Origin of the sequence: Chthonobacter rhizosphaerae (genome assembly GCF_013839525.1) — a bacterium.
Classification (GTDB): domain Bacteria; phylum Pseudomonadota; class Alphaproteobacteria; order Rhizobiales; family Pleomorphomonadaceae; genus Chthonobacter; species Chthonobacter rhizosphaerae.
This window is the reverse complement of the sequence record NZ_JACDIS010000005.1, coordinates 60,659-74,830: the sequence shown is the minus strand read 5'-3', so window position 1 is coordinate 74,830 and position 14,172 is coordinate 60,659. Positions and strand designations below refer to the sequence as shown.

14 protein-coding genes are annotated in these 14,172 nt (G+C 71.1%); 12 read left to right on the top strand and 2 right to left on the bottom strand.

The window, feature by feature from the left end:
* Positions 1 to 61: 61 nt before the first annotated feature.
* The 11 genes from HND91_RS10460 to HND91_RS10410 all read left to right on the top strand — a co-directional run bounded on the left by HND91_RS10460 (position 62) and on the right by HND91_RS10410 (position 10,562).
* Positions 62 to 1,009 (top strand): MurR/RpiR family transcriptional regulator, encoded by a 948-nt coding sequence (locus HND91_RS10460; RefSeq protein ID WP_181706521.1) that lies wholly within the window; start codon positions 62 to 64, stop codon positions 1,007 to 1,009.
* Positions 1,006 to 1,653 (top strand): cysteine hydrolase family protein, encoded by a 648-nt coding sequence (locus tag HND91_RS10455; RefSeq protein ID WP_181706520.1) that lies wholly within the window; start codon positions 1,006 to 1,008, stop codon positions 1,651 to 1,653. Before HND91_RS10460 ends, HND91_RS10455 begins: the two co-directional genes overlap by 4 nt.
* Before the next feature lie 3 nt (positions 1,654 to 1,656).
* The gene (locus HND91_RS10450; protein WP_181706519.1) at positions 1,657 to 2,979 is read left to right on the top strand and encodes a glutamine synthetase family protein; all 1,323 of its coding nucleotides are present in this window, start codon (positions 1,657 to 1,659) and stop codon (positions 2,977 to 2,979) included.
* A complete protein-coding gene (locus HND91_RS10445) occupies positions 2,979 to 3,761 on the top strand; it encodes an N-formylglutamate amidohydrolase (protein WP_181706518.1) in 783 nt (260 codons plus the stop codon). The genes HND91_RS10450 and HND91_RS10445 overlap by 1 nt, the downstream gene beginning before the upstream one ends.
* 151 nt (positions 3,762 to 3,912) lie before the next feature.
* Positions 3,913 to 5,079 carry an ABC transporter substrate-binding protein gene (locus tag HND91_RS10440; protein ID WP_181706517.1) on the top strand — a complete coding sequence of 389 codons (1,167 nt, stop codon included), beginning with the start codon at positions 3,913 to 3,915 and terminating at the stop codon, positions 5,077 to 5,079.
* A gap of 106 nt (positions 5,080 to 5,185) precedes the next feature.
* On the top strand, positions 5,186 to 5,920 hold the full coding sequence (locus HND91_RS10435; RefSeq protein ID WP_181706516.1) for an ABC transporter ATP-binding protein: 735 nt from the start codon (positions 5,186 to 5,188) through the stop codon (positions 5,918 to 5,920).
* Complete coding sequence (locus HND91_RS10430; protein WP_181706515.1) at positions 5,913 to 6,620, top strand: ABC transporter ATP-binding protein; 708 nt, start codon at positions 5,913 to 5,915, stop codon at positions 6,618 to 6,620. The genes HND91_RS10435 and HND91_RS10430 overlap by 8 nt, the downstream gene beginning before the upstream one ends.
* 4 nt (positions 6,621 to 6,624) lie before the next feature.
* Positions 6,625 to 7,515, top strand: a complete 891-nt coding sequence (locus HND91_RS10425) for a branched-chain amino acid ABC transporter permease (protein WP_181706514.1) — start codon at positions 6,625 to 6,627, stop codon at positions 7,513 to 7,515.
* Positions 7,516 to 7,523: 8 nt separating this feature from the next.
* Positions 7,524 to 8,555 carry a branched-chain amino acid ABC transporter permease gene (locus HND91_RS10420; protein ID WP_425485443.1) on the top strand — a complete coding sequence of 344 codons (1,032 nt, stop codon included), beginning with the start codon at positions 7,524 to 7,526 and terminating at the stop codon, positions 8,553 to 8,555.
* Positions 8,552 to 9,244, top strand: coding sequence for a cysteine hydrolase family protein (locus HND91_RS10415; RefSeq protein WP_181706513.1), 693 nt, complete (start codon positions 8,552 to 8,554; stop codon positions 9,242 to 9,244). Before HND91_RS10420 ends, HND91_RS10415 begins: the two co-directional genes overlap by 4 nt.
* A 4-nt stretch (positions 9,245 to 9,248) precedes the next feature.
* The gene (locus HND91_RS10410) at positions 9,249 to 10,562 is read left to right on the top strand and encodes an aspartate aminotransferase family protein (protein WP_181706512.1); all 1,314 of its coding nucleotides are present in this window, start codon (positions 9,249 to 9,251) and stop codon (positions 10,560 to 10,562) included.
* 4 nt (positions 10,563 to 10,566) lie between these two features.
* Here the strand turns inward: HND91_RS10410 and HND91_RS10405 are convergent, their stop codons facing one another.
* Together HND91_RS10405 and HND91_RS10400 are read right to left on the bottom strand one after the other, a co-directional pair.
* On the bottom strand, positions 10,567 to 11,283 hold the full coding sequence (locus HND91_RS10405) for a response regulator transcription factor (RefSeq protein WP_181706511.1): 717 nt from the start codon (positions 11,281 to 11,283) through the stop codon (positions 10,567 to 10,569).
* Positions 11,284 to 11,410: 127 nt separating this feature from the next.
* Positions 11,411 to 12,661, bottom strand: coding sequence for a GAF domain-containing sensor histidine kinase (locus HND91_RS10400; protein ID WP_343057283.1), 1,251 nt, complete (start codon positions 12,659 to 12,661; stop codon positions 11,411 to 11,413).
* 304 nt (positions 12,662 to 12,965) lie between these two features.
* Here HND91_RS10400 and HND91_RS10395 point away from each other — a divergent pair, with 304 nt between their 5' ends.
* A complete protein-coding gene (locus HND91_RS10395) occupies positions 12,966 to 13,979 on the top strand; it encodes an ABC transporter substrate-binding protein (protein WP_181706510.1) in 1,014 nt (337 codons plus the stop codon).
* Positions 13,980 to 14,172: the final 193 nt, after the last annotated feature.

Sequence of the window (14,172 nt, the reverse complement as noted above, 5' to 3'; positions counted from 1 at the left end):
TTCAGAATTGACACCGAATTCTAAATCTGAAAACCTCTCTACATATGTCGAGGGCGGCCGAATGAACAGCAAAGTCAAAGACATGCTGACCGCCCCCGGGCTTGCGCTGACCCCGTCGGAGGCCAGGATCGTGCAGGTCCTCTTGTCCGACTACCCCATGTCCGGCCTCGGCACCGCGACCACCCTCGCCCGCCGGGCGGGCGTCAGCGACCCCACCGTCGGGCGGCTCGTCATCAAGCTCGGCTTCGACGGCTATCCGGCCTTCCAGGCCCGCCTTCTCGCGGAGGTCGAGGCCCGGCTCCATTCGCCGCTCCTGATGATGGAGGCCAAGCGCCCGGCCGGCGATGGCGACGGGGCCGCCCAGGCCTATCTCGCGTCCGTCGGCCACAGTCTGGACGCCACCCGCCAGGCCGTGCCCGAGCAGGCCTACGGCCAGGCCGTGCGCCTCCTCCTGGAGACCAAAGGGCAGGTCTATCTGGTCGGCGGCCGGTTCAGCCGGGGCATCGCCGCCATGCTGGCCGGCTACCTGCAGCAGTTCCGGCCCGGCGTCGTCGACCTCGGCATCCTCTCCGCCGACAGGTTCGACGCCCTCGTGGACATCGGCCGCCGCGACCTCCTCGTCGTGTTCGACTACCGGCGCTACCAGAGCGACGTGGTCGCCTTCGCCCGGCAGGCGGCGGACCGGGGCGCCCGGATCCTCCTCTTCACCGACGTGTGGCTCTCGCCGGTGGCGGAGTTCGCCGAGGTGACGCTCTCCGCCCGCATCGAGGTGGACTCCCCCTACGACACGCTCGCCCCGGCGGTCGCCCAGATGGAGGCGGTCATCGCCCACGCCGTCGCGGAGACCGACTTCGCCGCCCGCGACCGCATCGAGCGCATCGAGCAGATCCGCGCGGCCCAGAAGGTCACGCTCGACGACGAACCCGGCCGCAACGCCCCGCCACGGCGCGGCCCCGACGGGGTCTCCCGCCGGCCGAAGCTGACGCCCAACCCCGAAGGCACCTCATGAACGCCATGACCCTCAGCCGCGACGCGCCGTTCGAACGCGGCAAGACCGCCCTCCTCCTCGTCGACATGCAGCGCATCTGGCTGGAGCCGGGGCTCGACCCGGCGCACGCCGACTGGACGGCGGACCACTACTTCTACCGGACCTGCCGCGAGACCGTGATCCCGAACCAGGTGCGCCTGCTCCAGGCCGCCCGGGCGTCGGGCGTGGAGGTCCTGCACACCATCATCCAGAGCCTCACCGAGGACGGCCGCGACCGCTCGCTCGACCACAAGCTCACGCCCATCCACATCCCGCCGAGCCTGCCTGAAGGCCTGCCGCCGCCGGAGGTCGGCCCGAAGGGCGACGAGATCCTGCTGCCGAAGACGTCGTCGGGCGTCTTCAACTCCACCAACATCGACTACCTCCTGAAGAACCTCGGCGTCACCTACCTGGTGGTCGCCGGCATCCTGACGGACCAGTGCGTGGACATGACCGTGCGCGACGGCGCCGACCGCGGCTATCTGGTCACCTGCGTGGCCGACGCCTGCGCGGCGCCGACCCCGGAGCGTCACGCGGGCGCCCTCAAGGCGTTCGGCGGCTACTGCTGGGTCGCCGACACCGCCACCGTCGCCGACCGGTTCGCCAGCCTGAAGGCGGAGGCCTGACCCATGGACGCCGCGTCGGCCAAGGCCCTCACCGCCATCGTGACCACGGATCTCGTCGCCGTCACCCGCGGCCGCCCAGTGCCGGCGGACGACCTCGAGAAGGCCAAGGTCGCCGGGGTGGGCTGGACGCCGGCGAACGTCTGCCTCACCGCCTTCAACACCATCGCGGACCCGAACCCGTGGGGCACATCGGGCGACCTGCGCCTCCTGCCGGACCTCAAGGCCCGCTACCGCACCGACCGAACCGGCAGCGGCACCCCGTTCGACATCGTGATGGGCAACATCGTCGAGCTCGATGGCGCGCCCTGGGACGGCTGCGCCCGCGTCCGCCTTGCCGAGGCGCTGGACGCCCTGAAGCGCGCGACAGGCCTCGCGCTCGTCGCCACCTTCGAGCAGGAATTCCAGCTCGCCAGCGACCGGGCGCCCGCCCACGCCTTCTCCTACGAGGCGTTCCGCCAGGCCGACCCGTTCGCCCCCATGGTGTATTCCGCGCTGGAAGACGCCGGGATCGAGCCGGAGATGGTGCTGGCCGAATATGGCGCCCACCAGTTCGAGGTCACCCACGCGCCGACGGACGCCCTGTCGGCGGCTGACCGCGCGGTCGCCATCCGCGAGATCATCCGCGAGGTCGCCCGCAACCTCGGGACGCGCGCGAGCTTCACCCCGAAGGCGGACCCGAACGGCGTCGGCAACGGCGTCCACATCCACTTCAGCTTCGTCGGCCCCGCCGGCGAGACCGCCACCTACGACCCCGCCGGCCCGGGCGGCCTGTCCGCCGTCGCCGGGGCGTTCGTCGCCGGCGTGCTCCGGCACCTGCCCGCCATCACGGCCCTCACCGCCCCGAGCGTGCCGTCCTATCTCCGCCTCAAGCCGCACATGTGGAGCTCGTCCTACACCTGGCTCGGCGAGCGCGACCGCGAGGCGAGCGTGCGCATCTGCCCGACCGTCACCCTCGGCGGACGGGATCCGGCGAAGCAGTACAATCTGGAATTCCGCGCCGCCGACGCGACCGCCAACCCCTATGTGGCGCTCGCCGCCATCGTCCGCGCCGGCCTCGCCGGCATCCGCGACGGCCTGCCGACCCCGCCCATCGTCACCGGCGACCCGTCCGTCATGTCCGACGCCGAGCGCGCCGAGAAGGGTCTCGTCCGCCTGCCCCAGTCCCTCGGCGAGGCGCTCGACACCTTCCTCGCCGACGCGGAAGCCCGGTCCTGGTTCCCGCAGCGCTTCGTCGACAGCTTCGTCGCCGTGAAGCGGGCCGAGATCGCCGCCACCGCCGACATGACGCCCGAGGCGCTCTGCGCCACGTTCAAGGCTCTCTACTGATGCGCGGTCACGTCGAACCCATCCGGCCCACCGCCGACTGGCCCGCCCCGGTGGAGGTGATCGCCGAGGCCGGCACGTCCGATTTCGTGCTCGTCTGCGAGCACGCGTCGAACCACATCCCGGCCGAATACGCCGGCCTCGGCCTGCCGCCGTCGGAGCTCACCCGGCACATCGCCTGGGACATCGGCGCGGCGGACCTCACCCGCCGCCTGTCCGCCAGGCTCGGCGCGCCCGCGGTCCTCGGCGCCTATTCGCGCCTCCTCGTCGACCTGAACCGGCCCTTCGGCGCGCCGACCGCCATCCCGACCCGGTCGGAGGCGACCGAGATCCCCGGCAACAAGGGGCTCGACGACCGCGAGCTGGCCCGCCGCCGCTCGCGGATCTTCGATCCGTTCCACGCCCGGGTGGCCGGCCTCCTCGGCCAGCGCCGGCAGCGCGGCCGGGCGACGCTCCTCGTCACCGTGCACAGCTTCACGCCGGTCTTCCTCGGGGTCGCCCGCCCCTGGCACGCCGGCATCCTGTTCGACCGGTCGGGCGCCTTCGCCCACCACGTGCTCGACGAGCTCGCCGCCGAGGGCCTGACCGTGGCGCCGAACGAGCCCTACACGGTCGACCGCGAGACCGACTACGCCATCCCGGTCTACGGCACAGACCTCGGCCTGCCCGCCATCCTGGTCGAGGTCCGCAACGACCTCATCGCCGACCCGGCCGGCGTCGAGGCCTGGGCCGACCGGCTGGCCTTGGCGCTCGAGCGGACGCGGCCGAAGGTGCTCGCCGCATGAAACACCGCGGCCGAAGACGAGGTTCGGCGGCAGGAAGGCACGACGTCCGGACACCGGGCGTCGGCGTCGGAAACACCGGGGCGACGAACGGGACTTGAGATCCCGGCCGCGCCGGCCACCAGGATCCACGAAGAAGAGGGGATATCGCGTAATGAAAAGGCTGCTTCTCGCATCCGCGCTCTGCACCGCCGCCATGCTGGCGACCGCCGGCGCCCAGGAGGACAAGATCATCATCGGCGGCGCCCTCGCGCTCACCGGCATCCAGGCCCCGCTCGACACCCCGGGCTTCAAGGGCGCCCAGGTGGCGGTCAAGTACCTCAACGACAACGGCGGCCTGCTCGGCAAGCAGGTCGAGTTCATCAACATCGACGGCAAGTCCGACCCGGTCACCGTCGGCAACGCCGCCGTCGAGGTGATCGAGAAGGGCGCCGAGCTCGTCCTGGCGCCCTGCGACTTCGACTTCGGCAGCCCGGCGAGCCGCGAGGCCCAGGCGGCGGACCTCGTCGGCCTGTCGCTCTGCGCGTCCGACCCGCTCTACAGCTCCTGGACGCTCGGCGACAAGCAGTTCACCCTCTCCATGTGGAACACCACCATGGGGGCGGTCGCCGCCGACTATGCCGTCAAGGAGAAGGGCTGGAAGACCGCCTACGTGGTCACCGACCAGTTCATCGCCTACACGAAGTCGCTGTCGAAGTATTTCGTCGAACAGTTCAAGGCGAACGGCGGCGAGATCCTCCTGGAGGACACCTACACCAACGGCGACAACAACTTCTCCGCCCAGATCGCCCGCCTGAAGGCGCTGGACAAGAAGCCGGACGTGATCTTCGTGTCGTCCTACGGCACCGACATCGGCGCCATCATCCGGTCGCTCCGCGAGGTCGGCTACGACGCCCCCGTCATGGGTGGCGACGCCTATGACGACCCGGCGCTCCACGCCGCTCTCGGCGAGCAGATGGGCAATGACGTCTTCTTCGTCACCCACACCTGGATGGGCGCCGAGTCCAGCCCGCAGATGAAGCAGTTCGTCGATCTCTACAAGGCGATGTTCAACGCCGAGCCCGACACGTCCTTCGTGGCCACCGGCTGGGACAGCGTCATGATGCTCGCCGAAGCGGTCAAGGCCGCCGGCTCCACCGACGGCGCCGATGTCGCCAAGGCCCTGGAGGACGGCACGTTCGAGCTCCTCACCGGCACGCTCGACTACGGCACCGCCGAGGAAGGCCACGTGCCCAACAAGTCGGCGGTCGTCGTGGAGCTGAAGGCCGGCAAGCCGACCCTCGTCGGATGGCGCACGCCGGAGACCCTGCCGAAGCCCTGATCGGCCCTCGCCTCCCGACGCGGCCGGAGCCTCCTCCGGCCGCGTCGATCCGCGGTCCATCCCGTCGCCCGAAGCCCTGGTTGCCCCAAGCACAGCGGAACCCTTGATGTCGAAGCCAATCCTCAGGGCGACGGACGTCGTCGTGGAATTCACCGGGCTGCGCGCCCTCGACGGCGTCTCCCTGGCGCTCGCCCCGGGGGAGATCGTCGGCCTCATCGGCCCAAACGGGTCGGGCAAGACCACGCTCATCAACGCCATCACCGGCCAGGTCCGCCTCGCGGGCGGCTCCATCACCCTCGGCGACCGCACCATCTCGGGCCTGAAGCCGCGCGACATCGCGCTCCTCGGCCTCGCCCGCTCCTTCCAGATCGTCCGGCTCTTCAACGAGATGACCGTCGTGGAGAACGTCCAGGCGGCCGCCCTCGCCCATGGCGCCGGCACCCGCGCCGCCCGCGCCACCGCCCTGCGGCTTCTCCACGAGCTCGGTCTCGACGCCCGGGCCGACGAGCTCGGCGCCAGCCTCTCCTACGGCGACAAGCGCCGGGTCGAGATCGCCCGGGCGCTTGCGGCCGACCCGGCCTTCCTGCTCCTCGACGAGCCGGCCGCCGGCATGAACGACGCCGAGACGGAGGCCCTCCTCCACACGCTCGCGGCCCTGCCGGCCCAGCGCGGCCTCGGCCTTCTCATCATCGACCACGACATGGGCCTCATGATGCGGCTCTGCCACCGGCTCCAGGTGCTCGCCTTCGGCAAGACCATCGCGGCGGGCAGCGCCGACGAGGTCCGCCGCCACCCGGCCGTCATCGAGGCCTACCTCGGCTCGGAGGCGGCCCATGCTTGAGGTCAAGGACCTGGAGGTCCGCTACGGTGCCATCCGGGCCGTCCGCGGCGTCTCGATGAAGGCCGAGGCCGGCCAGCTCGTCGCCCTTCTCGGGGCGAACGGCGCCGGCAAGTCGTCCACCCTCATGTGCGTCGCCGGCGCGCTTCGCGCCGCCGCCGGCTCGATCCGGCTGATGGGCGAGGACGTCACCAGCGCCCGACCGGAGGCCATGGTCCGCAAGGGCGTCGCCACCGTCACCGAGACCCGCGACGTCTTCCCGGACCTCACGGTCTCGGAGAACCTCCTCCTCGGCAGCTATGTCCACCGGCACGACCGGGCGGGCGTCGCGGCCGACCGGGAGCGCATGCTCCAGCTCTTCCCCCGCCTCGGCGAGCGCGCCGGCCAGGCGGCCGGCACCCTCTCCGGCGGCGAGCAGCAGATGCTCGTCATCGCCCGGGCCATGATGACCCGGCCGAAGCTCCTCCTCCTCGACGAGCCCTCCCTCGGCCTCGCGCCGGCCATCGTCGACCAGATCTTCGAGATGATCCGCGTCCTCAAGTCCTCCGGCCTCACCATCGTGCTCGTGGAGCAGAACGTCTCCAAGGCGCTCCAGCTCGCCGACACCGCCTATGTCATGCGGCTCGGCCGCATCGCCGCCGCCGGCACCGCCGCCGAGATCGCGGCGACGACCGACCTCGGCGCGCTCTATCTCGGAGGCTGAGCCCTTGACCTTCGCGCTCCAGTTCCTGATCGACGTCCTCAGCCTCGGCGGCGCCTACGCCCTGATGGCCCTCGGCCTCGTCATCGTCTACGGCATCCTCAGGCTGGTGAACTTCGCCTATGGCGAGCTCATCATGGTCACCGGCTACGCGCTCTTCCTCGCCGGCGGCACCGGCCTGCCCTGGCTCGTCATGGCCGCCATGGCGATCCTGGTCGCCGTCGCCACCGGCATTCTCACCGAATACGTGGCCTTCCGGCCGGTGCGGGCGAAGTCGGTCACCGCCGTCCTGATCACGTCCTTCGCCTTCTCCACCCTCCTCCAGAACGCCGCGCTCCTCTTCATCTCGCCGCGCCCGCGCAACGTGCCGCTGCCGCCGATCTTCTCCCAGACGGTGGAGATCGCCGGCGTGGTCACGCCCATGCGCAACCTCCTCACCATCGCGGCGGCCGCCATCCTCCTCGCCGTGTTCGCCTTCCTGATGCGCCGCACGGTGCTCGGGGTCGCCATGCGGGCGGCGGCGTCCAACTTCACCATGGCGCGCATGCTGGGCGTGCCCGCCAACCTCGTCATCACGTCGGCCTTCGCCATCAGCGGCCTCCTGGCCGGCGTGGTCGGCATCCTGTGGATCGGCCGCATCGGCACGGTCGTGCCGGGCATCGGCATGGAGCCGCTCCTCGTCGCCTTCATCGCCACGGTGATCGGCGGTATGCGCAGCCTCTCCGGCGCCGTCCTCGGCGGCTTCCTCCTCGCCTTCATCGACACCACGCTGAACTACACGCTGGCCCAGGATCTCCTGAAGTTCCGCGACGCCTTCACCTTCGGCCTCGTCATCCTGATCCTGCTCTGGCGCCCGCAAGGTCTCCTCAAGGGTCCCGCCACCGGACAGCGCACGTGAGGACCATGATGAACCGCCATCTTCTCACCGCCGTCCTCCTTTCCGGCCTCGTGGTCCTCCTGGTCGTCGCCACCGAGGCCCTCGGCGTCCGCGTGTTCGACCGCATCGCCACGAACCTCTGCGTGTCGTTGGTCCTCGTCATCGGCCTCCAGATCTTCATGGGCAATTCCGGCATCCTGTCCTTCGCCCACATCGGCTTCATGGGCGTCGGCGCCTACGTGTCGGCGCTCCTCACCATCCCGGCCCAGATGAAGGGCATGGCCCTGCCGGATCTCTATCCGATCCTCCAGGGCATCCAGGTCTCGCCCTATCTGGCCATCGCGCTCGCCGGCGTCGCGGCGGCGGTCGTGGCGGCGGTCATGTCCTACCCGCTGATGCGCCTCTCCGACGCGGCGGCGGTCATCACCTCCTTCGCGCTCCTCGTCGTGCTCCACACCGTCATGACCAACTGGAGCAACGTCACGAACGGGCCGCGCACCCTCTTCGGCGTCCCGAAGGCGACGGACCTCCTCCTCGCCGCCGGCGTCGCCGTGGCGGCCATCGTGGGGGCGGTCGCGTTCAAGGAATCCCGCACCGGCCTTCTCCTCAGGGCGAGCCGCGACGACGAGGTCGCCGCCGCCGCCCTCGGGGCGCACATCCCGCACCTGCGCTGGCGCGCCTTCATCGTGGCGGCCTTCTTCGCCGGGGTGGGCGGCGCGCTCTGGGGCCACTTCGTCACGTCCTTCTCGCCGAACGCCTTCTATCTGCACCAGACCTTCGTGATCCTCGGCATGCTGGTCATCGGCGGCGCCAACACGGTCACCGGCGCGGTGGTCGGCGCCTTCCTGGTGACGGGCGCGTTCGAATCCCTGCGCTCCGTGGAGGCGCGGCTCAACGACCTGAAGCTGTTCAACGATCAGGTCGTCGGCCTCACGGAAATCGTCCTCGCGCTCGCCATGATCGCCGTCCTGATCCTCCGGCCCGGCGGACTGTTTCCGTCGCGCGAGATCGGGGCCGTCCTGGCGAGGGCCTTCGCCAACAAGAAGAAAGGTGCCGCATGAGCTGGAAGACCGCCTACCGCTCCTTCTACTACGCCAACGCCGACGAGCCGGACGACATCCACCTGGACCCGGCGACGACGGCGCTCCTCGTCATCGACGTCCAGAACGTCTACCTCGCCCCGAAGGAGACGCCGGAGGAGACCGCCCGCTGGGCGCCCTTCTTCGCCCGCATGCGCGAGACGGTGATCCCCAACAACGCCCGCCTCATCGAGGAATGCCGCCGGCGCGGCGTGGAGATCGTCTACGCCCGCATCGCCTGCCAGAAGCCGGACGGCCGCGACCGCTCGCTCAGCCAGAAGAAGCCCGGCTTCAACTATCTCCTCATCCCGAAGGACCTGGAGGAGGGCCAGGTGGTGCCGGAGCTCGCGCCGCGCCCGGAGGACATCGTCGTCACCAAGACGACCGACAGCGCCCTCACGGGCACCAATCTCCGGCTCCTCCTGCGCAACATGGACATCAAGGACGTCATCTGCACCGGCATCTTCACCGACCAGTGCGTGTCCTCTACCGTGCGCAGCCTCGTCGACGAGAGCTTCGGCGTCATCGTGGTCGACGACTGCTGCGCGGCCGCCACCATGGAGCTCCACCACCGGGAGCTGGAGATCATCAACATGATCTACTGCCACGTGGTCCAGTCCGACGAACTTCTCGGCTTCTTCCCGGCCGAGACGGCGGCAGCAGCGGAATAGCGCCATGGCGACCCTGTTCGACCGGGACGCCGCGGCCATCTCCACCATGGCCCACCTGCGCTTCCACCCGCAGGCCGTCGTCGGCGGACGGGGCAGCCGGCTGACGGCGGACGACGGCCGCCATCTCCTCGACTTCTCCGCCTCCTGGGGCGCGGCCAGCCTCGGCCACGCCCATCCGGCCGTGCGCGCCGCCGTCGACCGCGCCCTGTCCGACCAGGCCGGCGCGAGCTATCTGTCGTCCGCCAACCTGCCGGCGGTGGAGCTCGCCGAGCGGCTCCTCGCCCGGGTGCCGCCCCGCGCCCGCGGCCGGGTCTGGCTCGGCCATTCCGGCTCCGACGCCATGGAGACGGTCGCCCGCATGGTGACGGCCGCCACCGGCCGTCCGCGCATCCTCGCCTTCCGGGGCGCCTATCACGGCGGCACCGTGGGCTCCATGGCCGTGTCCGGCCACCCGGTCCAGACGGTCCCGCGCGCCCCGGGCCTCGATCTTCTGCCCTACCCTGACGCCTACCGGGACGGCGGCCCGGAGGCCGCCTCGGCCGCCGCGCTCGCCCACCTGGAGGACCGCCTCGCCGGCCCCGTGCCGCCGTCGGAGGTCGCGGCCCTGCTGATCGAGCCGATCCAGTCGGACGGCGGCATGCTCGTCCCGCCGCCGGACTACTTCCGTGCCGTCGAGGCCCTCTGCCGACGGCACGGCATCCTCCTCGTCTGCGACGAGGTGAAGGTCGGCCTCGGCCGCAGCGGCCGGTTCAACGCCTTCGACCACCTCGGCATCGAGCCGGACGTGGTCGTCTTCGGCAAGGGCCTCGGCGGCGGCCTGCCGTTGTCCGCCGTGGTCGGCCCGGCGGACCTGATGAACCACGCCGCCGCCTTCGCCTTCCAGACCGTCCACGGCAACCCGGTCTGCGCCGCCGCCGCCGTCGCGGTCCTCGACACCATCGACGCGGAGGACCTCCCGGCCCACGCCGCCCGGATCGGCGACGTGCTGACGGCGGGCCTCCGGGAGATCGCCGCGCGCTCGTCCTCCGTCGGCGACGTGCGCGGCCGCGGCCTCGCCCTCGGCGTCGAGATCGTGTCCGACCGCGCCTCCCGCGCCCCGGACAAGCGCGCCACCGCCAAGATCGTCTACCGCGCCTTCGAGCTCGGCCTCGTCCTCTACTATGTGGGGGTCCACTCCAACGTCCTGGAACTCACCCCGCCGCTGACCCTCACCGAGGCCGAAGCCCGCGAAGGCCTCGCCCTCCTCGGCCAGGCCATCGCCGACGTGGAAGCCGGCCAGGTCCCCGACGAAGCCGTCGCCCCCTTCGCCGGCTGGTGAGGCCTCACCCCCGCGCCTGCCACCGCCTGAACTCCGCCTCAGCCTCCTCCAGGGCGGTGCGGTTGATCAGCCGGCGCAGCATGGCGACGCTCACCGCGCGGGTGCGCAGGTTGAACACCGCCTCGTCGGCCCCCTCGCCGTGGGTCACGCCGAGCTTGCCGTAGATCGCCTGCAGCCGGTTCTGCACGCTCCTCAGCGACATGTGCCGGCGCGCCGCGATCAGCTTGTCCGTGAGCCCGATGGCGAGGTCGAGCAGGATCTCGTACTCCGCGTCGGTGATGCCGGAGGAGCGGTCCTGCGTCTTCTGCTGGACGCCGCGGATCTCCTTGTCGATGACGCACTGGTTCTCCAGGAAGATCGACCGCAGCGCCAGGCGCAGCCGGTCCTCCGAGGCAGACTTCAGCAGGTAGCCGTAGGCGGCGCCCTCCGGCACGATGCGCGAGACGCCGCGCACATAGGCCTCGTCCGCGTAGTTGGACCAGAACAGGATGGAGGTGTCCGGCCGCGCCCGCCAGATCGCCCGGGCGGCGTCCACCCCCGTCCGGTGCGGCATCTGCAGGTCCATGATCACGTTGGAGAGGGCATACTCGCGCGCGGCCTTCTCGCCCGACTGGCCGTCCTCCGCCTCGATCACCCCGTCGCATTCCGGCAGGGCGCGCTCCACCGCCTCGCGCAGGAAGGCGCGGTGCACCGGGTCGTCCTCGACGATCAGAACCTGCATTTTCGCTTGTCCCGTCCCTGCGCCCATATCGGCGCGATCGTCCCTACCATGCCGCTTCGGCGCGACTATCCTTACTACGCCGCTTCGACGCGATCGTCCTGACTGTGCCGCCTCGGCGCGGTCTTCCCTACTGCGCCGCCTCGACCCGGGCCGGCAGCGCGATCCCGATGGTCACGCGCGTGCCGCGCCCGTCCGGCGGCGTCTCGATGGCGAAGTCCGCGCCCACCAGCTGGGCGCGGGTCCTCATGTTGGCGATGCCGCTCAGCCGGCGCGGTCGCCGCCCGCCGAGCCCGACGCCGTCGTCCGCGATGGAGATGACCGTGCGCTCCCCGTCGGCGGCGAGCCGCACCACGATCTCGCCCGCCCCCGCGTGGGCGGCCGCGTTGTTCAGCGCCTCCTGGACGATGCGGTAGAGCGCCACCTTCAGCGGCTCCGGCGCGTCGTCCATGGCGGCGCCGACCGTGTTCTCCAGCCGCACGACGAGCGCCCCGGCGCTGCCCCGCGCCGCCCGCTCGAGGAGGTCCTCCACGGCGTGCTCGAAGCCGAACAGCTGCAGCACGTTCGGCCGGGCGTCGTCGATGATACGCCGCAGCTCCCGCATGGCCGCCCGGATGTCCGCCTCGATCCCGTCCAGCTGCCCGGGCGTCACCGCCGGCTCCGCGCGCAGCCGCGCGATGGCGTGGAGGAGGCGCGTCAGGTCGGCGAGCACCTGGTCGTGCAGGTCCATGCCGATCCGCTGGCGCTCGCGCTCCAGCGCCTCCGTCAGCCGCAGCGCCCCGAGCCGCAGCCCCTCCTCGCGCGCCCGCGCCTCCGCCTCCACGATGGCGGAGGCCTTGGCCTCCTCCGCCTTGCCGATGGCGAAGCAATAGGGCGCCAGGAGGTCCGCCACGTGCTGGGCCGCCGTCACGTCCGCTCGACCGTAGACGTCGATCTGGTGGCTGGAGACGCTGAGCGCGCCGATCACCGCCCCGTGCACCCGCAGCGGCACGTGCAGCCGGCTCTTCAGGCGCGCCGCGAAGATCGGCTGGTCGTTGGCGCCCTCGAAATGGAAGCGCGGGTCCGACTGGGCGTCCGGCGTCACGATGTCGGCCACCTCGCCCCGCAGCAGCGAGCGGATCGGGCTGTTGCGCGTCGGATTGGCGGTCGGGCTGCCCCAGCTCGTGTGCAGCCCCACCTCGTAGGCGAGCAGGCTCTCGCCGTTCTTGGACAGGAGGCAGATGTCCATGTGGTCGAAGGCAAGGATCGCGCGCACCTCCCGCGACACCGCCAGGATGGCGGACTGGAAATCGAGCTGGCCGGCGAGGGCCTGGGAGATGCGGACGAGATGCTGGAGCATGGCGGCGTCGTCGAGCCTCGGAGGCGCGGTCGGGTCAGGCACGAGGCAATCTCCACTATGGGCCGGGCGCGCGCGTTTTGCCCGGCGTTCGATGCGCCATCGCGGCGGGGAGCCGCACCTCCGGATGCGGGTTCCCGCATGCGATCTGCGCGGCTCCGCCGACGCGCCGCGCGGATAGGCGGCGACGAAGCACAGGATCCACATTACCCTCTAAATCGATTGATACCGACCGTCTCTGACAAGGGGGGCGGCGGCTCGATCCGCCGCCCCCCTTCTCCAGAGACGGCCGGCGGCCGATCAATCCACCAGAAGCCGCCGGCAAGCGCGGCGAACCAGGGATGGAACCATGACACGCATCAGCTCCCTGCTGGCGGCGACCGCCGTCGGCATCGTCCTCTCGTCCGGTTTCGCCGTCGCCGACACCAAGGACAAGAGGATCGCCCTCTCCAACAACTACGCGGGCAACAGCTGGCGACAGGCCATGCTGAAGAGCTGGGACAAGGTGACCGGCCAGGCCGTCTCCGACGGCGCCGTCGCCGCCGCGGACGCCTTCACCACCGCCGAGAACCAGGCGACCGAGCAGGCCGCCCAGATCCAGAACCTGATCCTGCAGGGCTATGACGCGATCGTCGTCAACGCCGCCTCGCCGACCGCCCTCAACGGCGCCGTCAAGGAGGCCTGCGACGCCGGCATCATCGTCGTCTCCTTCGACGGCGTGGTGAACGAGCCCTGCGCCTGGCGGATCGCGGTGGACTTCAAGCAGATGGGCGCGGTTCAGCTCGACTATCTGGCCGAGCGCCTGCCCGACGGCGGCAATCTCCTGGAGATCCGCGGCCTCGCGGGCGTGTTCGTCGACGACGAGATCCACGCCGGCATCGAGCAGGGCGTCGCCAAGCATTCCAAGTTCAAGATCGTCGGCTCCGTCCACGGCGACTGGACCCAGGAGGTGGCCCAGAAGGCTGTCGCCGGCATCCTGCCGAGCCTGCCGGAGATCGCCGCCGTCGTCACCCAGGGCGGCGACGGCTACGGCGCCGCCGAGGCCTTCCGGGCCGCCGGCCGTCCGATCCCGCTCATCATCATGGGCAACCGCCAGGACGAGCTGCAGTGGTGGAAGGAGCAGAAGGACGCCAACGGCTACGAGACCATGTCGGTCTCCATCGCGCCGGGCGTCTCCACCCTCGCCTTCTGGGTCGCCCAGCAGATCCTCGACGGCAAGGACGTGCCGAAGGACCTGGTGGTGCCGTTCCTGAGGATCGACCAGGACACCCTGGAGGCTAATCTGGAGACCACCGAGAAGGGCGGCGTCGCCAACGTGGAATACACCCTGGAGGACGCCCAGAAGGTGATCGCCGGCATGTGACCGCGGCCGGCCGGGCCGCCGGGTTCCTCCCGCCCGGCGGCCCACCCTTCTCCCGCTCCGGCGCCGCCCGCGTCGGCGCGCCCGCCGGACCGTCCCTGGGCGGTCCGGCACGCGTCCAAGGGCGGACCGAGGGACGGCCCCAGATCCCGGCCCGGCTCCCCGGTCCATCATCCCGGCAGCACGAGCCCGGCCC